This window comes from Streptomyces sp. NPDC048560 (assembly GCF_040650955.1).
Taxonomy (GTDB): Bacteria; Actinomycetota; Actinomycetes; order Streptomycetales; family Streptomycetaceae; genus Streptomyces.
The window spans coordinates 168,473-184,798 of sequence record NZ_JBEZIJ010000007.1; the positions used below are offsets into that span (position 1 = coordinate 168,473).

Here is a 16,326-nt window from a genome sequence, read left to right on the forward strand (position 1 = left end):
AGGTCTGGTTCGTCGGGGCGAACGGTTCGGTGCAGGACCGGTTCTGGTACGAGGGTGGCAACTGGCAGGGCTTCGAGCTGGCTCCTGCGGGCAGTGCGTCGACGACCGGTTCGGTCACGGCGGTGTCGCGGATCCCGGGCAGCATGGAAACCTGGTTCGTCGGGGCGAACGGTTCGGTGCAGGACCGGTTCTGGTACGAGGGTGGCAACTGGCAGGGCTTCGAGCTGGCTCCTGCGGGCAGTGCGTCGACGACCGGTTCGGTCACGGCGGTGTCGCGGATCCCGGGCAGCATGGAAACCTGGTTCGTCGGCGCTAACGGATCGGTGCAAGACAGGTTCTGGTACCAGCCCTGATCCTTCCGCGGGACGGCCGGGGCGGGGAAGTGCTGAGCTCCGAGGGCTGAGGAGCGTGGCGGCGATCTGTCGGGAAACACTGAGAGACACCGAGAAGAGGGTGGGAGTCAGTGAGACCGGCTCCCCCCTTTTCGCCCATCGTCCAGGACACCCGACGGGCGACGACCAGCCACATGGACCGCCTGCTCACGCGCCGTCTGCCGGGCGCCCGAGACACGACTGCCGTCGAATGGCGCCGTCAAAAAGGGCCCGGACCATGATCGGCCCGGGCCCTTTCCTTTGTGCCCCCGGCAGGATTCGAACCTGCGACACCCGCTTTAGGAGAGCGGTGCTCTATCCCCTGAGCTACGAAGGCGGGGGTCTGCGTGGCATCGTGCCGATAATCCCGGGGGATCGTCGGCCGGTGTGGCAAACCTCCTGGTCAGCTGGTGTCCGGATGCCGCCGGGGCGGCGTCCTCGCGGACACTTTCCCGGGCAGCGGCCTGGTAGCCCACTGACCGCAGACAGCCTAGCCGATCGCGCTGTGCTGGTGCGCCCCCGGCCCGTCGTGATCGTGACATGGCGGGCCGGGAGCGGCGCCGGGTTGCTTCTGTGCTCAGGCCGTCGTGATCCGGTAGCGCCGGGTGAGTTCCGCGACGTTCCGGGTGACCTCTTCCTCCGTGCCGGCGTGGAGCAGGGCGAAGCCGGCCTGGCTCGCCGAGTGCAGGGTTCCGGTTTCCACGTCGCCCGGCCGGGAGCGCACCTCGACGTGGATCACGCCGGGGCATTCCAGGAGCTCGTCGGCGGAGCTCAGCTCGGTGATGACGCCCTGCGGTCGGGGCAGGAAGTACACGGCGGAGCAGCCGTCCATCGACTGCGGAGCGATCGCGGGAGCCTCGCCCAGGGACGTCTCGATGAGGACGTGCCACAGGTCGACCCCGTGGTGTGTGCGGACCAGGTCCGCGATCCCGCCGCCTCCGGGCCGGCACGAGACCTCGCCCACCAGGTAGCCGCCCGCGACCTTGAAGACCTCCAGGTGGGTGACGCCGTCGCGCAGGCCGAGCGCGGAGACCACATCCGTGTGGAGGTCACGGATCTCCTTGGCGTCCGGATCGTCCGCGGGAACGGTGTAGGAGCCGACCAGCTTCCCCACGCTCTGCAGCAGCGGAGCGAAGTACTTCGAGACCGAGGTGAAGCGGACTTCGCCGCCGATCACCACTCCGTCGCAGTGGAACTCCGTCTCGATGTCGACGAATTCCTCGGCGAGCATCGGGTAGGGCGAGTTCCGCAGTGAAGCCGACCGCTCCGCCGTTTCGAGTTCGGTCACCTCCTCCGGACTCCGGGCGACGAACACGTCCTCGCTGCCGCCGCCGATGACTGGCTTCACCACCAGGGGCCAGCCGATGTGCCGCGCGGCGTCGCGCGCGTCGCTCAGCTGTGCCAGCTGCTGGAAGCGGGCCACCGGTATCCCGGCGCTCTGGAGCCGCTGCTTCATCACGTGCTTGTTGGACAGGGCGTTGGACGCCTCGTAACCCACTCCCGGTATGCCGAAGTAGGAACGGACGTAGCCCCCGGCCTGCAGGCTGTATTCCGAGGGGGAGACCACGTGGTCGAACGCGTTGCGGCGGCGGATGCCGAGAGCTGCGAGCCGGACCTGGGTGAGGTCTTCGACGTCGTCCACATAGGTGACATCCGTGCCGTCGTCGTAGAAGCCCCGGTAATTCGGACTCGTGATGACGGAGAGCTGGATGTCGGTGCGCTCCTGAAGGCGCCTGGCCGCGACATCGCTGCTCGTGTTGACGAGGAGAACCTTCTTCATCGCGCAATCCTTTCGTCGGAAACCGGTCCCGCTGCGGGCTGGGGCTTTTCCGTCCGGCGCATTCCCGACCACAGCAGGATCGCGGTACCGACCATGATCGGGACGGGGACGAAGACCCACGCCGAGCTGCCGAGGGTGACGGTGAAGCCGAGGACGAGGGAGGAGACGGGGACGGCTCCGGTGATGAACGTACGGATCACGGCGTTCACCCGCCCGGACAGGTGGTCGGGGATGACCTGCTGCCGGTAGGCCATGGTCGCGGCGTTGATGCCGCCCTCCCCGAAGCAGAGCACCGCGAAGCCGGTGACCACGGCCAGCGGCCAGGGGGCGAGCAGGCCGACCGCGCCCACGCCGCAGATCACCAGCCACACCATGAGCTGGCGTTTCCGGTTGCCCCCGACCAACGTACGGGAACTCAGTCCCGCTCCGGCCGCGGCGGCGACGGCGGCGATGGACACCGCGATGCCGAGCTGCTTCGGCGACCAGTCCCACTCGCCTCCGCCCACCGTCAGCAGGGTGGACTCCAGCGCGCCGGCTCCCACGTTGTAGAGGGCCAGGACCAGGGCGAGCCGTCGCAGATCGGTCTGCGACCAGAAGTAGGCCACACCCTCCTTGAGCATCTGTGCCAGGGACGCCTCGGTCGGCTCCTGGGCCACGTACGGCATGACCACGGTGGTGAGCGCGGTCAACAGGAAGGTCAGGGCGTTGAGTTCGAGGGCCCAGGTCGTACCGAGGGAGGCGACGACGACGCCCGCGAGCGCGGGGCCGACGAACCGGGCGGTCAGCAGGAGCGAGGTGAACTGGCTGGACGCGCGGTCCAGTCGCTCGCTCGGCACGAGCATCGGGATCAGCCCGTAGTCACCCGCGACGTCCGACACGACGTTCGCGAGTCCGATCACGAAGAGCGCGGCGAACACGGCCGGGATCTGGGAGTACCAGAGTGCCACCGGGATGAGCGCGACGGCCGCGGCCTGGATCAGTTCACCGGCCGCGAAGAGGACGCGCCGGTCGTAGCGGTCGATGAAGGGACCGAGCAGGGGAGCCAGGAGATACGGCAGGGTCTGCGCGGCGACGCTCAGAACAGCCAGGAACGCGGACCCGGTGGATTCGAGCAGTGCCAGGGGGATGGCGACGTAGAGGAACGTGTTCCCCATCGTCGACACTGCGTTGGCGCCCGTGAAAAGCCAGAATGTCCTCATCGGGTCGGCTGCCCCCAAGAGAGGCTTTCTATAGGCATGTGCGTTTCCTTCCGCTGTTCCTTGCTCGCAACGTCGTACGAGGGCCCACGGCCCGAAGTCTGAGGGAATTGCCGGCTGTCCGCCCCGCTCTCTGGCAGGTCCGTCGCCGCGCGCAGCAGGGAGGCGACGGAACGCGGGCGGGCCGGTTCAGCTGCCGCCGCGCTGCTGAGCAGCCGGGGGTGCACGCAGAGGATCCGGGCCAGCAGACGGAGACCGGAGTCCAGTGCGCCCAAGCCCTGCGGGACGGGCGGCTCCGTCTCGTGCTCCAGCTCCCGCAGTTCACCCGGGCCGTACAGCTCGGGCCGCCCCAGCAGGGCCAGCCAGCCCAGGTAGAGGGCGCGGCGGTCCCCGGAGGCGAGGCCCGCGCGAACGCTCGCCAGGCGGCCCAGCGGGAAGTGCGGGGTCTGCGCGCTGCCCGCGAAGTCCGTGCGCAGGGCGATCAGGAAGTGCCCGCCCACCGTCCACGCCTCGCCGCCGTAACGCTCGACGAGCGAGGCCGTGAGCCGGTGCGGGTCAGTCCCCGATCCACCCGGCCCCGAAACCGGTCGCGAAACCGGCGCTGCCCCCGAAACCGCCCCGGTCACCGGCCCCACCCCGGCCACCGGCACAGGCCATTTGAAGACCACCTCGTGCGTTCCCCAGGGCGAGGTCGCCAGATGCATATCGAAGAAACGTTCCGTCAGGGCTCTCGGATCCGTGCGGAACACTCCGGTCGCCGTACTGACGACCAGGGACTGGTGCGTGTGCTCGTGGACCCGGTGCCGGGGTGCCCACGGAGCGCCCGGATCCGGCTCGGCACCGTGGTCGTCCACGGTGAGGAACCTGTACGTCATAGTCCAGCCATCTCGCTGTCCGTAAAGCCCGATGCGGCCACGAGGCCAGGCCCCGCCGCCATGTCTTACAGCCCGCCGACGGTATCGACGAGCTTCTCCACCTCGGCTTCGGTGTTGTAGTAGTGCACCGACGCCCGTACGACCTCGGCCGGCTTGTCCGGGCGCGTGTCGAATCTGGCGCGGGACGGGAAGGCGGTCGCGACGGTCACCCCTGCCTCGCCCAGCCCCTTCACGAGCTCCTCCGCGTCGCGCCCGTGCCTGGTGAACGTGGTGATGCCGCTCCGGACCGCGCCGCTGTCCCGCACCGTGACGTCCCCGAGCGTCGACAACCCGTCCCTGAGGCGGTCGGCGAGCTGCGAGACCCGGGCCCTGATGCGGTCCGCGCCGAGGTCGCGTGCCTCGTCTATCGCGGCGCCGAGACCGAGCAGACCCGCCACGTTCTTCTCCCACGACTCGAAGCGCCGGGCGTTCGGCTGTAACGCGTAGGTGTCGCCGTCCTGCCAGGTGGCCGCCCGCAGGTCCAGCAGCGGGGGATCCAGGGCAGGGAGCACCTCGCGGGACGCGTAGAGGAAACCGGTCCCGCGTGGCCCGCGCAGATACTTGCGTCCGGTCACCGACAGCAGGTGGCAGCCGATCTCCCGTACGTCCAGGGGGAGCTGGCCGGCCGACTGGCAGGCGTCGAGGAGGAAGAGGGCGCCCGCCCGGTTGGCGAGCGCGCCGATGGCGGCGGCCGGATGGACCACTCCGTTGTACGTGGGCACGTGGTTGACCGCCACCAGCCGGACGCCGCCCCGGTCGAGCATCGCGGCCAGCGAGTCGACGCACAGCTGCCCCTGGTCGTCATCGGGCACGACCTCGACCCGGACGCCGTACCGCTTCCTGGCGTGCAGGAAGGCGAGGGCGTTGCTCGGGTACTCGCTGCGTGAGGTGAGGATGCGGTCGCCCGGCCGGAAGGGGATGGAGTAGAACGCCATGTCCCAGGCCCTGGTGGCGCTCTCCACCAGGGCGATCTCGTCCGGGTGGGCGTTGATCAGTCCGGCGGCGGAGGTGTAGACCGACTCCAGCCGGCAACTCGCGCGGTCGGCGGCGAGGTAGCCGCCGACGCGCTGTTCCAGCAGGAGATGGTCGATCACCGTGCGGGTGACGCCTTCGGAGGGGAGGGCGGATCCCGCGTTGTCGAAATAGGCGGAGCGTGCGCAGCCGGGAGTCGCCGCGCGGAGCCGGGTCACGTTCACCGGGGTGTCGCCGTGTCGGTCCCGTCCGCCGTCGCCCGTGCCTCCACATGCCGGATGAGGTCCTCGACGATGTCGCCGGCCCGGTTCGCCATGGTGCTCAGGAGCGAGTCGGCGATCCCGTGGGTGGCCTCGTTGACCCCCTGGAGGTGGAGCGTGGCCGCGTCGGCTCCGAGGTCACCGGTGGCGACCCGGTAGTTGCGCAGGACCTCCAGTCCGGCGAGGCCGAGTGACTGCCCCAGCCGCCGGAGTACGGCCGGCATGGCCTGGTCGTAGCCGGTCCCCAGCAGCACGGTGTCGCAGGCCAGCTCCGAACGCTCACCGGTGATCCGGTCGCGGAGGGCGAGTACGACCCCGTCCTCGCTCTCGGTCGCGGAGACGATCTCGCAGGAGGCCAGGATGCGCAGGCCCTCCTTGCCGTCGAGCCGGTCGCGGTACATCTGGTGGTAGAGGCCGTCGAGCAGTTCGGGCGTGACTCCCGAGTAGTTGCTGCGTGCCATCTCGTCCAGGATCAGCCCGCGCCCTTCCTCGCCGAGGTCGTAGAACTCCCTTGACGCCGCCGTGGAGTAGTAGCGGCTGGTGAACTTGGAGGTCACGTACGGGGTGAGGCCGATCCCCCGCGTGATCAGCACACGCGAGCAGCCCGGCACGTCGTCCTGGACGGCCTGGACCATCTCCACCGCGCTCTGCGCTCCGCCGATCACCGCGATGCGCCGCGAGGCCCGGGCGGAGAGAGCCGGTACGCGCTGCGAGTACTCGCTGCTGTGCACCACCCGCTCGGCCGGCAGGTCCCTGAACACCTCGGGTATCTGGGGGTCGCGGCCGCACGCCGCCACCAGATGGCGGGCCCGTACGACCGTTCCGTCGACGAAGGTGACGTCCCAGTGCGCCAGGCCGCCGTCCGCGTCACGGACCGGCGTGATCTCCACGGCCCTGCGGTTGAAGTGGAGCTTCACGTGCTCCAGTTCGTCCGCGACCCAGCGGAGGTAGTCCGATATCTCCCGGCGGTACGGGGTGAACGTGCCGAGGCTCATGAAGTCGTCCAGCCGGCCGGACTCGTGCAGGTAGTTGACGAAGGTGAAACGCGACCGCGGGTTGCGCAGCGTGGCCAGGTCCTTGAGGAAGGACACCTGGCTCTGCGCCCACGGGACCAGGAGTCCGCGCTGCCAGACGATGCCCTCACTCTGCTCGACCATCATGGTCTGCCGGGCGAGTTCCGGGGAGAGTTCCTCCAGGGCGACAGCCAGCGCGAGGTTGGCCGGGCCGGCCCCGATCGCGAGGATCTCCACCTCAAGGTGAGTCATGTGTTCTTCGGCCTTCGGTCGGGCGGGAGTCGGCAGGCCGTTCCCGCGCCGTCGCGGCGCGGAAACAGCCTGTGGGGCGTCAGGCCGGGGTGATCTGGCTCAGCAGACGCGCGGCCTCGTCGGCACGCTCCTCGATCGTCGCCGTGAGGGTCTCCAGACGGTCCGACATGAAGCCGTCGGCGCCGATGAGGGACGCCTCGGCCGTACCGAGTCCGCTGAACAGGCGCGACGCGAACCGGTGGTTGGCCGTGTGGCGGTGACCGGAGGCGTCGAGGATCTTGTCGATCGAGACCGCGTGGTCCCGCGGGTGCCAGATGTAGCGCTTCAGCCGGAAGCGCAGCTCGACCGGGCCGAGCTCCCACCAGGCGGACCGGATGCCCAACTCGTCGTCGGTGATGCCCATGTAGTCCTGGGTGTTCTGCAGGTGCAGGCGCTCGTAGAGGGCGAGGAGCTCGTGCAGGCTCTCGTGGCTGCCCAGCGGCTCACCGTGCTGCGCGACGGTGTCGGTGGCCGGCACGACCTCCGGCGAGAGGCCCTGGCGGCCGCGCTCCAGCGCGTGGAGGATCTGCGGCCGGTACGCCCACCACTCGGCCATGATCACGTGGGCGAGGTTCTCGCGGATCGAGCGCTCGGAGCGCAGCGGGGTCCGGTCCAGGAGGGAGTCGGGGACTCCGACGAAGAGGGACTGGAACTCGCGGTAGGCGAAGCGGTGCTGGCCCAGCAGGCGGTGCGTGTCGTTGAACTCCGGTCCGTGCTTGGCGCGTTCCCGCTCTGCGACGACGGCGAAGTCGCACAGCTCCTGGTAGCCCTGGAGCACGACCTCGCGCAGGCAGTCGGAGTACCACTTCCAGTCGCCGGGGCCGGGCTTGCCGATCCAGTCCTCCATCAGGACGCTGTCCGGCAGGGCGGCCACGGTCTGCGCGAAGCGCTCCACCGCGGCGGCGAGCGGCGACGTCGTCACCTGCTGCCGCATGTCCCACGAGGTCTCGATGGTGCCGCTCTCACGGGCGACCTTGCGCCAGCGCTCGGCCTCCTCGACGGTGACGCGGTCGTGCGGGTGGCGGGCGACAGCTTCGTCGAAGAGGCGGATCGCCTCCCCGTACTTCTTCTTGCGCAGGGACGCCTTGCCGCGCCCGACGAGGAGCTGGGCGCTGAACGACTGGGGGGTCAGGTGACCGGCGGTGTCATGGAAGACCGACTGGTAGCCCACGGAGAGCCGGGTGCGCCGCGGGGCGCCGTTCCACTCGTGGTACCGCGTCTGGTCCGGCGCGAGCAGCTGGACGGTCGGCGACCAGATGAAGATGTGGTTGTTGATGATGTCCGTGCTCGCACGGTCCGGATCGGTGGTGACCACCCTTACCGGAAGCGTGTGTTCCATGATGTCCCGAGATATCTCGGGGTCGGCGTAGATGCTTCGGTCGTGCCCCGTACACCCCTCACACTCCGGTGAATGAAGGTCGAGTAGTACGGGCTTGTCCTCGGCTTCAGAACGCTTGAGAAGCGCCTGAAAATCATGCTGATCCGCCCACTTGACTGTCAAGGTACGTCCCTCTCAGGCCTGTTTTCCATTCCGACGGAGAGACACAGGAGTGCCCCCCTTCCTGTAGCGATCATGAACCTACAGGCCGGGAGTGACCGACTGTCAAGGGATGTAATGACGATTCCCCGGAAGCCTCGGGAGAGCCGTGTCATCCAATTATGGGGGAAAGCCGGGCAGTTGGTTGAATCTTGCGCGACCTTTCGTCCTCGTCGCACGACGACACGCCGCGAGAGTGCGAGAACCCCTTGATCAACATCCCTGTCGTCGGGTAGAGATTGCATTAATCATCTCGGTGGTCGCTGTGGAATCCCTTCCCGGAAGGGTCGCTCAGGCGACGCCGCTTCCCGACGAGACCGGTAGCCCCGCACCGCAGTTACTGGCTTCCGGGCTGCCTTCAGCTTGAGGACCTCAGAATATGAAGACTCAGCCCAATTCGGGCGTCCTTCCGCACTTTCCGGGAGAGACGGCGAGCGGTATTGGGGCGTCACAGCCGTATCAGTACACATTGCGTCAACTGGTCGAGCCGGACTGGACGCGATTCCCGGGGTGGGCCCGTATCACGGCCGCCGAGTGGGGCTCGGCGCAATGGCAGCGGGCCAACTGCGTCAAGAGCACCCGCGGGCTCCAGGCGGTTTTCGGCCATCTTCTCGATGAGTCCTTCGTGGCCGATCTGGCCCGTGACCAGCGCGATCGCGCCACCATGTCCATGCTGATCACGCCACAGATGCTGAACACGATCGTGGCGGACCTTGCGCCGGGCAGCCCGGGCTACACGGAACGCCTGTACGCGGATCCGGTGCGCCGCTACATGCTGCCGGTGTACAGCGACCGGGACTCCGAGTGGCCCTCGCACCCGTACGCGAGCCGGGACTCCCTGCACGAGGCGGAGATGTGGGCCGTGGAGGGACTGACTCACCGCTACCCGACCAAGGTGCTGGCCGAGCTGGTCCCGACCTGCCCGCAGTACTGCGGGCACTGCACGCGGATGGACCTCGTCGGCAACTCGACGCCGCAGGTCACCAAGCTGCGTCTGGAGCTCAAGCCGGCCGACCGCCTGGCGCGGATGCTGGAGTTCCTGCGGACCAACCCGAGCATCCGCGACGTCGTCGTCTCCGGCGGGGACGTGGCGAACGTGCCGTGGCCCAGGCTGGAGGCCTTCCTCGACGCGCTGCTGGACATACCCAACGTCCGGGACATCAGGCTGGCGACGAAGGGCCTGGTGGGACTCCCGCAGCACTGGCTGCAGAAGGACCTGCTCGACGGCCTGGCGGCCGTCTGCGCGAAGGCCCGGCGACGCGGTGTCCACATCTCGGTGCACACCCACGCCAACGCGGCCCAGTCCCTCACGCCGGCGGTGGCCCGCGCCACCGGAGCCCTGTTCGAGGCCGGTGTCCGCGATGTACGCAACCAGGGCGTTCTCATGCGCGGAGTCAATGATTCCGTCGAGGCCCTGCTCGATCTGTGCTTCGCGCTGCTCGACGGGGCGGGAATCATGCCCTATTACTTCTATCTCTGCGACATGATCCCGAGCAGCGAGCACTGGCGGGTCTCCGTGCGGGAGGCGCAGGAACTCCAGCGCGGAATGATGGGGTACCTGCCCGGATTCGCCACGCCCCGCATCGTCTGCGATGTCCCGTTCGTCGGGAAGCGGTGGATCGATCAAGTGGATTCGTACGACCGCGAGCGGGGGATCTCCTACTGGACGAAGAACTACCGCACGCCTCTGGAAGTCAGTGACCCCTCGGTGGCACAGCAGGCATATCCCTTTTACGACCCGATACCGACACTGCCGCAGAGCGGCCAGGACTGGTGGAGGAAGAGCGCGGATCAGGTCACATCCGGCAGCGATACACCGACGCCGAAGGATGCCGAATGAAGATCGTCGACGAGCACGGACTCTCCGTCGCCCTGATCGAAGCCGATGACCTGGTCACGAAGCCCTGGTCCTCGTCCGACCAGCACATCGACGTGGTCAGAATGCTCCGGCCGCCCGCGGAGCTGCGGAGCGACCTCGCGGCGGGCGGGTTCATACGCAAGCCGGAGATGCTGACCTGGATGGCCCGGCTCGAAGCCGACGAGGACCGGTTCCTCGGCCGCCTGGAGAACAAATCGCGCCAGGACATACGGCGCGCGCAGCGCAGGGCCGCGGCAGCTCTCCGTGAGGTCGTGCAGGACGAGGTCGAGGCCGCGACGCTGGACCTCTTCCTGGCGCTCTACGAGGAGCGGGTTTCGACCATGCAATTCGGTGTCGCCTACGCGCGGCGGCACCGGGAGACCGTGCTGAACGGTCCGCAGAAGTACTTCGCGCACTTCGCGTTCGACGGCGACGAGCTCGTGGGCGGCTGCCTGGTGCTGGAATGCCCCGAGGAAGACGCTGTCCGCATCCGCTTCTCCGCGGTCAGTGAGACCTGGCGGAAGTCGAGCCTGGCCCGCACCCTCTACTTCGCGGCCATGCGGACCGCGCGCGAAAAGGGCTACACCTGGGCAACGCTGGGCGACGAGCCCAACCTCTACGGCCACCTGACGCGCGCGGGGCTTTACGCGTTCAAGGTGAACATGGGCTTCACGGCGGTTCCGTCGCAGGATTTCGCCGATCCCACCGGATGCGACGAGGCGGATCTCGTGCTGAACCTGACCACGCTGGCCGATCCCTGCCTCGTTCTCGGATACGCGGATCCGCTCGACGACACGGAAAGAGCGCTCAGCGGGATCTTCGTCACCGAGGAAGGCGTCGAGCTGAGCCGGTTCGCGGCACCGTTCCTGAAGGAAATGGAGACGCGTCCCCCGGGTGCGCCCGGGGGAACGCGCGTCCGGCCTTAAGAGGCGTCCGGGTTCCCGGACTCGACCGGGAACCCGTCGCGCTTCCAGTATTCGAAGCCGCCGATCATCTCCTTGACCCGGAATCCCAGCACCGCGAGCTTCGCCGCTCCCTTGGTGCCGGCGTTACAGTCGGGTCCGAAGCCATAGGTGACATAAGTGACTTCAGGGTCGAGACCGGCGACATGCTCCGATGAAAGAGTCCGGTGCGGAAGGTTGAGTGCGCCGGGAATGTGGGCTTCCTGGTAGGACTCGGCGCTGCGCGTGTCGATGACAGCCACTCCGGGAACCTTGTGGGAAATGTCGTGCTCGACGTCCGACGGGTCGCACTCCGACGAAAGCTTCGCGAGGAAATAGGTAGCCGACAACTCCGACGTAACCGGCACCCCGGCTATTTTGCTCTCGGACTGAAGGAATTCGAAGAGCTCGTGGCTTTGGGACATGGCAACTCCTTGCTGAAGCATCGTCACTTCCGACCCGTATCAGGGTATGTGGTTGCATGATCTTTTTTCAAGAAGGACGAGGATTCCGGAATTCCCGGCCGGGTAAGGAGATCGGTGTCCGCGGCTACTTGAGGGCCAGGCTGTGGCTCGATCCCGCGGAGATCGCGGTCACGCCGGTCGTGGCGGCGGCCGGTACGTAGGGGCTGCCGGGGAGGCCGTCGCCGCCCCACGCGATGACCTTGCCGTTCTTGAGCGCGAGGCTGTGGAAGTCGGCGGTGGCGATGGCGGTCACACCGGACTGCGCCTCGGCCGGCACGGTGGACCTGCCGTTGCGGTTGTCCCCCCAGGCGAGCACCTTGCCGCCCTTGAGCGCCACGCTCTGCCCGAACCCGGCCTCGACGTCGCTCACTCCGGTGGTGGCCTCCGTGGGGACGTTCTTCTCGCCGAAGTAGTTGTCCCCGCCCCAGGCGATGGTCTTGCCGTTCTTGACCGCCAGGTTGTGCGAGTGCCCCGCGGAGATCGCGGTCACACCGGACTGGGCCTCCACGGGTACGTCGAGTATGCCGTCCAGATTGGTCCCGCCCCAGGTGATGACCTTGCCGTTCTTCAGCGCCATGCTCCGGTTGCCGTAGGCGTCGATGGCCGTCACCCCGGACTGGGCCTCGACCGGGACGTTCAGCTGCCCCTTGGCGTTGCTGCCCCAGGCGATCACCTTGCCGTCCTTCAGCGCGAGGCTGTGGTCGCCCCCGCCCGCGACGGCGGTGACCCCGGACTGGGCCTCGACGGGGACGTAGATCTTGTTCGTCGTGCAGTCGGTGACCTGCCAGCAGATCCAGGTGCCCCACATGAGGACCTTGCCGTTCTTGATGGCGAGGCTGTGGTAGTCGCCCCCGCCGATCGCGGAGACACCGGACAGCGCCTCGGCGGGGACGGTGGCCTCGCCCCAGTTGTTCTCGCCGGACGCCCAGGCCAGGACGGTGCCCGTGGCGGCGGCGGTTCCGGCCGTCGCCTGGGCCGGGGCGGCGCCCAGGGCGACCAGCAGGCCTGCGCCGACGGTGGCGGCGAGTCGCAGCGGGAGGCCCGTACGCGGGCGCGAAGTGCTCGGCATTTCTGAGTCCTTGTCATGAAGAGGATGAGAGAAAGGGGCCGGGAGGTGGCGAAGGCCGGCCCCCGGAAAAGGGGGCCGGCCCACTCCCGTGGGGGAACCGGTCAGCGGCGCGGGCTGAACGAGATCACATCGCCTGCCCGCTCACCGCCGGAGAGCTGGCCGTTGCGGTCGGTACGGATGTAGACGCGGTGCAGCCACCGGTCCTTGCCGTCCCACCGCGGCGAGAACGGCGTACGGGCGTGCGTCGTACGGAAGTTGTCGATGATGAGTACGTCGCCGGGGACCAGGCTGACTTCCTCGGTGACGTCGTCGAGAGCCGCGGACAGCGCCGCCACGGCTTCCTTGTCCGCGGGCTCCTCGGGGGCGAGGAGCTCACGGTCGTACCCCAGCAGCGGGTCCTTCTCATCGCCGTACAGCGGCTTGACCTGGGCGATCGCGCCCGGGTCCTCCACCCCGCCGCGGAAGGCCACGTCCACGCAGCACGGCATCTTGCGGTCGAAGAGGTGCGCGCGCACCTCGTCCGAGAGCAGCGGCAGTGCCTTGCGGACCGAACCGACGAGGGTCTTGGCCTTGCGCTCGTGGTCGGCACGGGAGCAGGCCAGCATCACGTAGTTGGGCTGGAGGACGTGGTACGCCATCTCCGTGTGGAACTCCAGCAGGGTCTCGGAGGTCTCCGACGACAGGTGGTGGGCGCCCGGCGACGGGTACACGTCGTGGTACACGGTGCCCGAGCGGAGCTCCTGGTAGCCGGTGTGGAGCCCGAGCCTGCGCCCGACGAGGGCGAGCATCGCCTCCATGGTCAGGAGCCCCCGGTCCACCGGTGCGGGGGTACTGGTCGGGGTGGCGGGCAGGGCGTCGCCCTGGTCCACCGGAAGCCCGCGCAGCAGCAGGTAACCGTCGTTGTTGCCCTCGGCGTTGAAGGCGTCGAGCGCGGCCCCGATGTGCGGTGGCAGTTCCACCGAGTGCTGCGCGGCGGTGTCCAGGAAGGCGTACAGATCGGCGCGCGGAACCTTCGGCAACCGCGCGGCGAGTGCGCGGAGCTGATCGCCGTCCCGTGAGCAGTCGATGATCGGATCGGTCATGGTGCGTTGTCTCCTTCGCTTCTGGGGCGATGGGCGCGGGCGTACTGGTAGAGCAGCTCCGCGCCGATCTCGGTGGCCAGGACGGAGGTGATCCCCGCGTGGTCGTAGAGCGGGGAGACCTCCATGACGTCGAAGCCGACCGGTTTGAGGTCCCCGATGCAGCGCAGCAGCGCGAGGACTTCGCGGGAGGTCAGTCCTCCGGGGGCAGGGGTGCCGGTGCCCGGGGCGAACGCCGGGTCCAGTACGTCGATGTCCACCGACACGTACACAGGACGCTTGCCGACCCGCTCGCGTACGAGGTCGGCGGTCCTGGCCACCGGGTTGTCGGCGAACTCGTCGGCAGTGACGATCCGGACGCCGTGCCCCCGCGCGTAGTCGAGCGAGTCCGGCTTCGGGTTGTGGCCGCGGATGCCGATCTGGACCATCGCCGACGGATCGACGAGCTTCTCGTCGATGGCGTGCCGGAACGGCGTCCCGTGATGGAACTCGCCGCCGTAGAAAGCCGGGTTGGTGTCGGAGTGCGCGTCCAGGTGGACCACCGCCACCGGTCCGTGCTGGTCGGCGACCGCGCGCAGTGCCGCCAGGGTCAGCGAGTGGTCGCCGCCGAGCATCAGGAACGCCGCGTTGTCCGACAGCACCGCCTTGAGGTGCTGCTCGGCCGTCTCCATGGCGATGTGCATGTTGAAGGGCGTCAGATCGATGTCACCGGCGTCCGCGCACCGGATGAGATCGAAGGTCCCCGGGCCCCTGTCGATGCCGACTCCGTGGATGAGCCCCGACTCGTTGCGGATCGCGCGGGGGCCGAAGCGGGCGCCCGGACGGTAGCTGGTGCCGCCGTCGTAGGGGGCGCCGATGACCACCACGTCGTAACCGCTCGGCTCGGTGTCGTGCGGGAGCCGCATGAAGGTGGGGATCTGCGCGTAACGGGGCGAGACATGCGAATCGATGCGCTGCACTGGTTCACTCACCTTCCGGAGCCGGCTGGTGACCGGGGACGGGCGCGGCGTGCAGCTGCGGCGAGCCCGCGGGGCGTCGCGCGGACGGCACGCTGCGGCGCTCCGCGAGCTGGTCGGCCACCTCACCGACGACGTCCCACGTGGAGACGTGGTCGGGGTGCTCGCCGTTGACGACGGTGCGGTCGAACAGCTCCTGCACGACCTGGCGCTTGGCGCTGGGCACGGACTCCTCCGGTACGCCGTGCTCCGTGAGGATCAGGCTGAACGCGGAGGTGGTGCCGGAGCCCTCGTGCACACCGAGCTTGGGCCGGGTGACGGTCTCGTGCGGCAGGAGCTCGGTCATGGCGGCCCGCAGCACCCACTTGTCCCGCCCGTAACGGCGCTTGAGGCCGGCCTCCAGCGAGACCAGGTGGTCGAGCACCTCGCGGTCCCAGTACGGGTGCGTGGTCCAGTGCCCGTACATCGTCGACAGCACCGGCGACATCTCGTTGAGCCCGTCGAAGGTCGCCATGTCGTACGCCACCGCCGTGTCGAGGTCCGGCAGCCGGTCCTCGCGGTGCATCCCGGCGAGCGGGATGTCGGCCCCGTACCCGGTGAGGATGCGTCGCTGCGGTCCCTTGAGCGTCCCGTAGAGGGAGTTCAGGGGCAGCAGGTACTCGATGATGTCCGGGTCGAGCGACTCCGCGGACCAGATGGTGTGCGGCAGCCGGCCGAGCAGGTCCGAGGTCTGCAGGGTCAGTTCGCGGTGGTGCGAGCCGAGGTGGTCCGCCACGACGCGGGCCTGCGGGAACTCGTCCGAGGTCTCGGTCCCCATCGACACGGTGTCCAGGGCGCCGGCGGCCCGGCGCGCGAGCGCCGCGACCCCGGAGGAGTCGATGCCGCCGGAGAGCACCACGAGCGGCGGCCCGTCGGGGCCCAGCCGGGAGCGGACGGCGGTGTCCAGGACCCCGCGCAGCGACTCGACCGCCTCGTCCTCCTCGACGATGCGGCGGGAGAGCGCCGGCGCCCAGGTGCGGTGGGCGTCGGTGGTGCCGGTCTTGAGGTCGATGGCCAGCACCGTGCCGGCCGGGACCTGGTAGACCCCGGCGAGGCGCCGCACGCGGCGGGCGGACGGGACAGGCAGGCCCATCGGTCCGCCGTGCCTGGCCAGCGTCTTGGCCTCGGTGGAGGCGAAGACCTCACCGCGGCCTGGCCGGATGTAGAGCGGGACGGAGCCGGCGTGGTCGGTCGCCAGGTAGACGCTCTGCCCGGTCGCGACGACCGCGGCGAAGCGGCCGTTGACGAGACGGAACGCGTGGATGCCGTACCGGTGGAACAGCTGGAGCAGCAGTTGGGCGTCGCCGGTGGCGGCGTCCGCGGACGGGAGTACGGACCGGAGGTCGTCCCCGTTGTAGATCTCGCCGACGGCCAGCACGGCGATGTCCGTGTCGCGGGCGACCGCGGGGTCGGGGGAGATGGCGGGGGCATGGACCAGCGACGCGGTGACCGTCTGCGTCCGCAGACGTTCCCGGAAGCCGGTGCTCGTGCCCTGGGTGGCGTGGGCCGCACCGAGGACCCGGTCTCCGTCCAGTTGGGCGGAGACCAGGAATCCGTAGGCGGCAGGAGACTCCTGCGCTGACATG

12 protein-coding genes, 1 tRNA gene and 2 pseudogenes are annotated in these 16,326 nt (G+C 68.9%); 3 read left to right on the forward strand and 12 right to left on the reverse strand.

Features of this window, described 5'->3' with window-relative positions; genetic code table 11:
- Nucleotides 1–353 (forward strand): annotated as a pseudogene (locus tag AB0C82_RS20005) (hypothetical protein); the annotation flags it as partial.
- A gap of 282 nt (nucleotides 354–635) precedes the next feature.
- Here AB0C82_RS20005 and AB0C82_RS20010 read toward each other — a convergent pair.
- The 7 genes from AB0C82_RS20010 to AB0C82_RS20040 form a co-directional block, all read right to left on the reverse strand.
- Nucleotides 636–708 (reverse strand) — tRNA-Arg (locus AB0C82_RS20010).
- Between the two features lie 240 nt (nucleotides 709–948).
- Entirely contained in the window at nucleotides 949–2,151 is a 1,203-nt protein-coding gene (locus tag AB0C82_RS20015; protein WP_362843584.1) for an ATP-grasp domain-containing protein, read from the reverse strand.
- Complete coding sequence (locus AB0C82_RS20020) at nucleotides 2,148–3,350, reverse strand: MFS transporter (RefSeq protein WP_362843587.1); 1,203 nt, start codon at nucleotides 3,348–3,350, stop codon at nucleotides 2,148–2,150. The genes AB0C82_RS20015 and AB0C82_RS20020 overlap by 4 nt, the downstream gene beginning before the upstream one ends.
- On the reverse strand, nucleotides 3,347–4,222 hold the full coding sequence (locus tag AB0C82_RS20025; protein WP_362843590.1) for a hypothetical protein: 876 nt from the start codon (nucleotides 4,220–4,222) through the stop codon (nucleotides 3,347–3,349). The genes AB0C82_RS20020 and AB0C82_RS20025 overlap by 4 nt, the downstream gene beginning before the upstream one ends.
- 65 nt (nucleotides 4,223–4,287) lie before the next feature.
- On the reverse strand, nucleotides 4,288–5,451 hold the full coding sequence (locus AB0C82_RS20030) for an aminotransferase class V-fold PLP-dependent enzyme (RefSeq protein ID WP_362843593.1): 1,164 nt from the start codon (nucleotides 5,449–5,451) through the stop codon (nucleotides 4,288–4,290).
- A gap of 2 nt (nucleotides 5,452–5,453) precedes the next feature.
- Nucleotides 5,454–6,758 (reverse strand): SidA/IucD/PvdA family monooxygenase, encoded by a 1,305-nt coding sequence (locus AB0C82_RS20035; RefSeq protein ID WP_362843596.1) that lies wholly within the window; start codon nucleotides 6,756–6,758, stop codon nucleotides 5,454–5,456.
- A 79-nt stretch (nucleotides 6,759–6,837) separates the two neighbouring features.
- Nucleotides 6,838–8,136, reverse strand: coding sequence for a DinB family protein (locus AB0C82_RS20040; RefSeq protein ID WP_362843599.1), 1,299 nt, complete (start codon nucleotides 8,134–8,136; stop codon nucleotides 6,838–6,840).
- A 667-nt stretch (nucleotides 8,137–8,803) separates the two neighbouring features.
- On the opposite strand from AB0C82_RS20040, the gene AB0C82_RS20045 reads away from it, so the two are divergent.
- Together AB0C82_RS20045 and AB0C82_RS20050 are read left to right on the forward strand one after the other, a co-directional pair.
- A complete protein-coding gene (locus tag AB0C82_RS20045) occupies nucleotides 8,804–10,174 on the forward strand; it encodes a lysine 2,3-aminomutase (RefSeq protein WP_362843601.1) in 1,371 nt (456 codons plus the stop codon).
- Complete coding sequence (locus tag AB0C82_RS20050; RefSeq protein WP_362843604.1) at nucleotides 10,171–11,118, forward strand: GNAT family N-acetyltransferase; 948 nt, start codon at nucleotides 10,171–10,173, stop codon at nucleotides 11,116–11,118. Before AB0C82_RS20045 ends, AB0C82_RS20050 begins: the two co-directional genes overlap by 4 nt.
- Here AB0C82_RS20050 and AB0C82_RS20055 read toward each other — a convergent pair.
- From AB0C82_RS20055 to AB0C82_RS20075, 5 genes and pseudogenes are all read right to left on the reverse strand, one after another.
- Nucleotides 11,115–11,558 (reverse strand): rhodanese-like domain-containing protein, encoded by a 444-nt coding sequence (locus AB0C82_RS20055; protein ID WP_362843606.1) that lies wholly within the window; start codon nucleotides 11,556–11,558, stop codon nucleotides 11,115–11,117. The two genes, AB0C82_RS20050 and AB0C82_RS20055, sit on opposite strands and share 4 nt — an antisense overlap.
- Before the next feature lie 124 nt (nucleotides 11,559–11,682).
- Nucleotides 11,683–12,666: a hypothetical protein gene (locus AB0C82_RS20060; protein ID WP_362843609.1), complete on the reverse strand. Its 984-nt coding sequence runs from the start codon at nucleotides 12,664–12,666 to the stop codon at nucleotides 11,683–11,685.
- 101 nt (nucleotides 12,667–12,767) lie between these two features.
- A complete protein-coding gene (gene cs1, locus AB0C82_RS20065) occupies nucleotides 12,768–13,748 on the reverse strand; it encodes a clavaminate synthase Cs1 (RefSeq protein ID WP_362843612.1) in 981 nt (326 codons plus the stop codon).
- Nucleotides 13,745–14,704, reverse strand: a complete 960-nt coding sequence (gene speB / locus AB0C82_RS20070) for an agmatinase (RefSeq protein ID WP_362843615.1) — start codon at nucleotides 14,702–14,704, stop codon at nucleotides 13,745–13,747. The genes cs1 and speB overlap by 4 nt, the downstream gene beginning before the upstream one ends.
- 91 nt (nucleotides 14,705–14,795) lie before the next feature.
- A pseudogene (locus AB0C82_RS20075) lies at nucleotides 14,796–16,325 on the reverse strand (asparagine synthase-related protein); the annotation flags it as partial.
- Nucleotide 16,326: the final 1 nt, after the last annotated feature.

Excerpts from the sequence above, each read along its gene's own strand:
- AB0C82_RS20015 (WP_362843584.1), bottom strand. The coding sequence starts at position 2,151 with ATGAAGAAGGTTCTCCTCGTCAACACGAGCAGCGATGTCGCGGCCAGG.
- AB0C82_RS20020 (WP_362843587.1), bottom strand. The coding sequence starts at position 3,350 with ATGAGGACATTCTGGCTTTTCACGGGCGCCAACGCAGTGTCGACGATG.
- AB0C82_RS20025 (WP_362843590.1), bottom strand. The coding sequence starts at position 4,222 with ATGACGTACAGGTTCCTCACCGTGGACGACCACGGTGCCGAGCCGGAT.
- AB0C82_RS20035 (WP_362843596.1), bottom strand. The coding sequence starts at position 6,758 with ATGACTCACCTTGAGGTGGAGATCCTCGCGATCGGGGCCGGCCCGGCC.
- AB0C82_RS20040 (WP_362843599.1), bottom strand. The coding sequence starts at position 8,136 with ATGGAACACACGCTTCCGGTAAGGGTGGTCACCACCGATCCGGACCGT.
- AB0C82_RS20050 (WP_362843604.1), top strand. The coding sequence starts at position 10,171 with ATGAAGATCGTCGACGAGCACGGACTCTCCGTCGCCCTGATCGAAGCC.
- AB0C82_RS20055 (WP_362843606.1), bottom strand. The coding sequence starts at position 11,558 with ATGTCCCAAAGCCACGAGCTCTTCGAATTCCTTCAGTCCGAGAGCAAA.
- AB0C82_RS20060 (WP_362843609.1), bottom strand. The coding sequence starts at position 12,666 with ATGCCGAGCACTTCGCGCCCGCGTACGGGCCTCCCGCTGCGACTCGCC.
- cs1 (WP_362843612.1), bottom strand. The coding sequence starts at position 13,748 with ATGACCGATCCGATCATCGACTGCTCACGGGACGGCGATCAGCTCCGC.